The 1,429-nt window shown below is 73.5% G+C and carries 1 protein-coding gene; it reads right to left on the reverse strand.

All coding sequences use genetic code 11. The features are described from left to right. The coding region (locus AWZ10_RS31015; RefSeq protein WP_208618581.1) for a polyketide synthase dehydratase domain-containing protein at positions 1 to 1,429 on the reverse strand (1,429 nt) is incomplete at both ends.

Consider the following 1,429-nt stretch of genomic DNA (forward strand, 5'->3'; position numbering starts at 1 on the left):
GACGAGGTGGGTGGCGAGCTGCCGGCCGAGTTCGCCGGTGCCGCCGGTGATCAGGACCGTGCCGTCGGGGTCGAAGCGCGGGGTTTCGGGCTGGTCGGGCTGGTCGGTGCGGGTCAGGCGGGCGACGAGGATCCGGCCGTCGCGCAGGGCGATCTCGGGCTCTCCCTCGACCGCGATCGCGCGTTCCAGCAGCTCGGCGTCCAACGCCCCGGCATCCAGATCCACCAGACGCACCGAACGCTCGCCGTACTCGCTCGCGGCGGTCCGAAGCAGTCCCCACAGCGGAGCGTGCGCCAGGTCGGACACGCCGTCGCCCACGGCCCGGCGCGTCACCCAGACCAGCGCCGTCGACGCGAGGCGCGGCTCACCGAGGAGGCCCTGAAGTGTGGTCAGGGCGGCGGCGGCCGTCTGTGCGGCACCGTCCTCGCCCGACACGGGACGCGTCGCGTCGACCAGGACGAGTCCCGGAACGGACTCCCCGGCCAGCAACTCGTCCACGTCGGCGACCATGTCGAGGCCGAGCGCGGCACCCAGCTCGGAGCGATCACCCAGAACGACGGCGTCGTCGAACACGTCCGACGCGTCGTCGCCGGCGGTGGCCGCGTCCGTACCCGTCGCACGCAGCGGCTCGAACGCCACCCGGTACAGGTGCTCAACCCGCTCGGCGCCCCGTATCTGGTCGGACGTCACCTCGCGCAGGCGCAGCTCCCGCACCGACAGGACCGGGCGTCCCGCGGTGTCCACCACCCGGATGCGGGCGACGGACGCCACCCGGTCGAGCTCGACCTCGACCCGCAGTTCCGTGCCACCCCCGGCGAGCAGCTCCGCGCCGCTCCACTCGAAGGGCAGCACCACGGAGTCGTCCCCGTCGCGCAGCGCCGCGATGACGTGCAGGGCGGCGTCGAGCAGCGCCGGGTGCACGCCGAACTCACCCGGACCGACCTCCTCGGGAAGACGTACGAGACCAAAGCCGCGGTCCCCATCACGCCACAGCTCCCGCAGCCCGCGGAACGCCGGGCCGTACCCGAGGCCCTGCGCCTCGAACCGGTCGTAGTACCCGTCGAGTTCCACGCGCTCGGCACCTGCGACCGGCCACTGCGCGAGCACGTCCGCACCGGATCCGTCCTCGGGCGAGTCCGCCACGAGCTCGCCCGTCGCGTGCTGGCGCCACACACCGCCCAGCGAGTCCTCCGACTGGCTGTAGACGGCCAGCGAACGACGACCGTTCGCCTCCGGGCCGACCACCACCTGCAACCGAACGGCATCCCGCACCACCAGCGGCTCGGTCAGCGTCAGCTCTCCGACGCCGGCCGCCCCGACCTCACGGGCAGCGGCGAACGCGAGGTCCAGGAGTCCGGTGCCGGGGAGGAGGGGGGTGTTGTAGACGGTGTGGTCGTGGAGCCAGGGGTGCTGGGTGGGGGAGAGGCGT

The organism is Streptomyces europaeiscabiei, assembly GCF_001550375.1.
Taxonomy (GTDB): Bacteria; Actinomycetota; Actinomycetes; order Streptomycetales; family Streptomycetaceae; genus Streptomyces; species Streptomyces europaeiscabiei.